At 58.8% G+C, this 5744-nt stretch carries 3 protein-coding genes; all 3 read right to left on the reverse strand.

Going from position 1 to position 5744, the window contains the following annotated elements:
• On the reverse strand, positions 1–738 hold a 738-nt coding region (locus EI28_RS13215), incomplete at its 3' end, for a competence protein CoiA (protein ID WP_197018491.1).
• 188 nt (positions 739–926) lie between these two features.
• Positions 927–3743 carry a BPTD_3080 family restriction endonuclease gene (locus tag EI28_RS10340; protein ID WP_048114628.1) on the reverse strand — a complete coding sequence of 939 codons (2817 nt, stop codon included), beginning with the start codon at positions 3741–3743 and terminating at the stop codon, positions 927–929.
• 3 nt (positions 3744–3746) lie between these two features.
• The gene (locus EI28_RS14110; protein ID WP_255342095.1) at positions 3747–5735 is read right to left on the reverse strand and encodes a DNA methyltransferase; all 1989 of its coding nucleotides are present in this window, start codon (positions 5733–5735) and stop codon (positions 3747–3749) included.
• Between the last annotated feature and the right edge of the window lie 9 nt (positions 5736–5744).

The raw sequence follows: 5744 nt of genomic DNA on the forward strand, positions 1-5744 counted from the left end.
TAATCTGGCACATCTCTGATATTGCGCCTTAACATCAGCGAGATAATGAGAGTACTCCCCGTTCAGCACATACCTGATCCATTCGCTCAATCCTGCCGATGGATTCTTCGTTGTACATAGCGTCCTGTTATCGGAATTGATGCCGATAGTGCGGATATCTTTTCGAACGTAGTAAAGTCTTTCGTGGGTTAAACGAAGGTCGCTTCTATCGATGTTCTGAAAGTTCAAAGAGATCTCAGAGTCTCCCCACGCTTCATAATAGGGCTGAAGATCCAGATAGTTTCTCAAGAGCCAGTAGGACTCGATACCATCCCGGGCGTACTTCTCCCCCCGTTCCTGAAGTTCCTCCTGGCGGATCTTACTGAGCTGGACCTCAAACACCACGCTCCGTTCTCCCCTCGTTGCGTAGACATCTGCCCGCCAGTCGCCGGCCGGCGACTGGTATTCGGGTTGAGCATCCCACCCTTCAGCTTTGCAGATCTGATAAATCTGGCTCTTGAGCCTTAAGTGGTCGAGCGATTCCGGCCCTCCGTCACACTCTTCGGACTTATGAGCGTGGTAGAAATGTTTGAGACCGCACTTCGACATTCTGGCATGCCCGCTCATCCCGCAGCAGGGCATTGTTATAGTGAGGCCTTTTCTATGCTGAGCTTTGAGTTCGCTCCATTCGCTATCAGACAGATCGGGGCCGATAACCCTTTCACCGTTGATGATCGCTGAAAGCGGAATATTGACCACATCCTTGTTCCTGATGAAGTTTCAAGATACCCCTGCGCTGGATCCCCAGGATACCGGCTCCTGCATCAGGCCACCCCCTCCACAACCGCCACCTGATCTTCCGTCAGCCCGTAGAATATGGATGAATCCGGAATATACTGGAAAAGCATGATCCATTCCAGTCCTCCTACTCTGATTGTAACACCCTGTCATATGGTCAAACTCTCCACATGCCCAGTAGGCTGCTTCTTGGGGGTATATTTCGCAATGATCCCCTCGACATCAGCTGTGTTGAATGAAACATCACAGTGCCAGGTGCCGAACCCACCGTGCCCGTTGACAGCTCGAACCCATTCTGCAAGGGCGGCCCGCTTTGCCTTATTCTGCTGGCTGTCCTGGCCCTTCGTCTCCAACACCAGGTATTCGCCGTTTCCAAGCCGGATCAGGTAGTCCGGGCGATACCTTCGCACGTAACCCTGGTAGAGATAGAAGATCTCAAACCCGAGATGGTCGTTCTTGGCCCATGCCTGCACCGCAGGGTTCCGGTCGAGGGCGAAGGCCTCGGTGGCCTCCCAGGTGCTGTCGTAGACGCAGAAGTTGATCTGCGATTTTGCGGTCTCACCACAGGGTTTGGTGGTGTACCAGACCGGCATATCGGCGGTCGAGCGGATGGGGCGTGCCGGGTCGAGGACCGGCACGATGGTTTCGGTGTTTGTCTCGCGAATCTGCTCGTAGATGTGCTGGACGACCTTGTTCATGTTGAGGATGAGCAGAACCCGCCGGCGTGTGTCGTCGGTGCTGAAGATGAGGGGGGCGAATTTGACCTTATCGGAGCGGAGGAACCGATCGATGATGCCGACCAGCTGCCCAACGAGGTCGGCGGCGGTACCCCGCCATTCCGGGCGCATCTGGTCGAGGAGGTCCCGTGCTGTCTCGAAGACAATCCGCTGGAGCCTGATCCGGCCGAGTTCCTCAAGGTCGATGGTGGTGACCTGGTCGACGGCAGGTTTACCGTCGATGACCGGGGCGAGTTCGGCGATCTGCGGCGTCTGGGCGGCGTCGAGGACGAGGGGTTTTGCGGTCTCGATATCAAGGGTGAGCCGCGGTCGGTAGGTGTGCTCGACCCGGAGCACGTTCGGCCAGGTGATCTCGTGCTTCCGGCGGGAGGGGAGTGACTCGATCCGGGTCTTGGGCTTTTCCGGCCTCGGTGGGGCGTCGTCTCCCCCCTCGTGGGGGAGGAAGGTGAAGGGTATCCCGAAGATGTTGACGTACTCCGGCGAGAAGAGGCCGGTCTCCTCGTCGACATCGTAACTGGTGCGCCGGAGCCCCCGGCCGATGACCTGTTCGCAGAGGAGCTGGCTGGAGAAGGCCCGGAGACCCATGATGTGCGTGACCGTTCTGGCGTCCCAGCCCTCGGAGAGCATGCCGACAGAGATGACGTTCTGGATTTTCTCGCCCGCTTCACCGGGTTTCCCGACGGTGTCGACCTGTTGCCGGAGGTAGAGAGCCCTTTCTTTTTTGGTGAGCGGCCGGTTCACCTCTTCGTCGTCACTCTCGGAGACGGTCGGTAGTTCATCGAGGGTCTCGGCCTCTTTGAGGACTTTTGAGTCGATGTGGAGAATCCTGCTGCTATCGCAGAGGTCGTCGATACGGATTTTTTTGTGAGTGAAGGCGTAAGCGACTCTCGCGGCGGTCTCGGTAGTGTTCGCGACGGTGATCATGACCGGCGGGGTCCGGTAGCCGGCCACCTCCCATTCTTTCTTCTTCTCCTGCCAGTCGAGGCCGAGGAAGTAGTAGGCGGTGTTGAGGAGATCGGGGAGAGGTTCGGACTCTTCGGCGCCTTTGCGGGTGAGGTCGTCATAGACCTCAGGGTCTGTGTAGATGTGGTAGAACCGGGATCGGTAATCGTCGGGCCGTGGATTGGCGTCGTCGCGGATGACGACGCGGGGAGTCTTGACGAGGCCTGACTCAATGGCGTCGTTCAAGGAGAAGTCGCTGACGATCCAGGTGAAAAGGGCCTCTTCGTCGCTCCTCTTCCCGCTCGGGGCGAATGGCGTGGCGGTGAAGTCGAAGCAAGAGAGGATATTCCTTGCCTGGTGGATGCGGTCGAGGCCCTGGACCCAGACGGTGGCCTGATCGATCTCGTCTTTTGCGACCCCTTTGACCTTCGACTCGGCCGGGACCCGCCATGCATGGTGCGCCTCGTCGTTGATGACGATGAGGTTGTTGTGCCGGGCCATATCGCCGAGGACTTCACGAACGTAGGCCTCGTCGCTCTTTGGACCGCGTTTGTCGACACTCCTCCTCTTCTGGATCTGCTCTGCGCTCTCCCAGGCGAGCGCGTGCCAGTTCTGCACGAGGACTTTTCCCTGCCTGAGGTTCTCTGCAAGACCGGACGGGATGATGGCGAAAGCGTCGTAGTAGTTGCCCTCGGAGGAGGGGACGAGAACGGAGAGACGGCTTTTGACGGTGAGGCCGGGAGCGATGACGAGGACGTTTTTGGAGAACCGGGGGTCGGTGGGGTAGGCAGTCTTGTTGAGGACCTGCCAGGCGATGAGCATGGCCATGACAACGGTCTTGCCGGTGCCAGTCGCCATCTTACAGCAGTACCTGCGGAACTCGCCGCCGTCGCCCTCGATATCGATCCCGGTCTTTTCCGCGGCTGGCGCCTCGGTGAGCCAGATGAGCGTCTCGATGGCCTCGAGCTGGCAGAAGAAGAAGGGCATGCCTCCCCGTTCCTGATCCCGCCAGTACTCGAGGAGGCGGCGGGTGATGCCTGTGACGGCGGGGTAGCCGGCCTCCCGCCAGGCCCTGACACGGGGCCGGATCTGGTTGACAAGGAGGATCTCGTAGAAGACGCCGGGGTCATCGAAGGCGCTGGAGCCCTGTGTGGCGACGATGTAGCCTGCCTTTCGCCGCCCCTCAACGAGGTCGAAGGTACGGGTGGTTCGGTCGTAGTGCCAGTGGCAGGCGGGTTCGGTGTAGGGTGAGGCGACGATGAGGCGGTCGATGGTCTTCTGCGACATGAATCATGCCTCCGGCACGTCCAGCTCCCGCTCGACGATGGACTCGATGCCCCGGTCGTCGATGATCTTGACGGCGATGCGCTGCTTTTTGCCAGGTTTGAAGGGGAGGGAGACGGTGCCGCGATAGGCCTCGATCTTCTCCTCGTCGATCTCGGCTTTGAGGCTCTTCTGGAGTTTTGCCCACCCCTCATTCTTGCCGGCCATGGGGAAGAAGACCTGCCGGGGGAAGAGGCTGCGGCCATCGTAGTCGGTGTCGAGCATCCACATGGCGATCTTCTCGGGACCGCCGCCGTCGACGGTGCCGGTGCGGGTGTCGTAGTAATCGAAGCCGTTGACGGAGAGGAGGATCGTGCCGGCTTCAGGGCCTTCGGTGATCAGATTCAGGGTGATGTCGGGCTGGCCGATGAGCCAGAAACTCTCGTTGCTGGAGCGTTTCTTCTTGAGGTCGTCAGTCTGCAGGTCGGTGTTCATCTGGACTTTGAGGAGGGTGACGCCAGGCCAGTTGGTCTCGTCGATGTCTTTTGCGGCTTCGGGATCGAACTGGAAGGCGGCGAAGGCGAGGATCTCGGGGCGAGGGACGAGGTGCTGCGCTTCTTTGAGTGCCATCTCGACCTGCCGGGCGTCGAGGGCGGCGTGCTCGGGGCCGAAGGAGACGGCGACCTGTTTCGGGGGGTCATCTTTGGTCTCGCCGCGGGCGTGGAGCCACCGGGTGCCACCGAGGGGTTCAAGCCGGGCGAAGGCGATCTGCTGGCCGCTCCTGCCGCGGATGCCGGCGGCGAGGAGCTCGGCGCGCCATTCGTCCTGCCGGAGGGACTCGCCGGTGCGAGCGGCGGAGTCGTCGGCCGGGAGGACTGCGGGAGTGTCTCCGGTGAGCGGTTCGACGGTGGGGGCGGGGACGGCCTCGACGGTGAAGGGGCCGGTGACGCGGACTTTTGTTTTGTCAGCCTGGGGCTGGTCGTAGAGGGTCTCCTGTGGGGCGTTCTTCTGGATGCTTACGTCGATCTCAGCCTGCCGCTTCTGCCGGGTAGAGAGGAACTTTTTGTGGGCTTTCTCTGCCGCTTCCGGCCAGGCGGGGTCGGGGTCGAAGGGGACTTCCCATTCTTCGTAGGAGGTCTTTGCAGCGGTGTTGAGAGCGGCGAGGGCAGCCTCAACCTTCGGCCGGTGCTTCTCGTGGATGACGTCGATCTCGGGGTTGTTCGCGATGGATTTGAGAGTGATGTGCGGGACAGTCTTATAGACAAACCCGCTCCCGACGCCCTCTTCGGTGTGGGCGAGGTCGTAGTAGTCGAAGACACCGGTCATGAGCCGCTGTTTGGCAAGGGTGACGGCGACACGGGAGGTGTCGCAGGTGATCCAGCGCCGCCCCCACTTCTCGGCGACGTAGGCGGTGGTCCCGGAGCCGCACGTCGGGTCAAGGACAAGGTCGCCGGGATCGGTGGTCATGAGGAGGCAACGCTGGATTACTTTCGTGTATGTCTGTACAACGTACACCTTCGGTTCGCCAAAACCGCTAATGTTAGTATCTGTCCAATGGTTGTTCAATGGATAAATAGGAAAGTCCGTAAAATATCTTACATAACGAGGCGTTTTGCCGATCCGTATTAATCGTCTGGATTTCTTTAATCTATCCATGCCACGGGTGTTGGTTTTCCATCCTCCCTTCTTTGGCGCAGGGATAGCGCCATTATCGAGTTCAAAGGGAAAGATTGTGGTTTCTGATCCTGTTTGAGAAGTAAAGTTGTCATGGCTGAAAACTTGACCTTCACGCAGAAGGGCATCAAGATTCAAAAACTCTCTTGACTCAACTGTCCGCCATGCACCATCTGATGACATCAGGCAGCGATATTCTGTTGCACCATCGGCACCATATTCTTTAGGTAAATATATCTGATGATACTTCAGATTGGCGAGGTTTTTCGAATACCATAAAATGTAATCAGAAGTCTCATCGAGATATTTTCCTCCTTTGCCTGTGGTTTTAGAGAAGGTAATCTGGGATAC

This window comes from Methanoculleus sp. MH98A, assembly GCF_000691865.1.
Taxonomy (GTDB): Archaea; Halobacteriota; Methanomicrobia; order Methanomicrobiales; family Methanoculleaceae; genus Methanoculleus.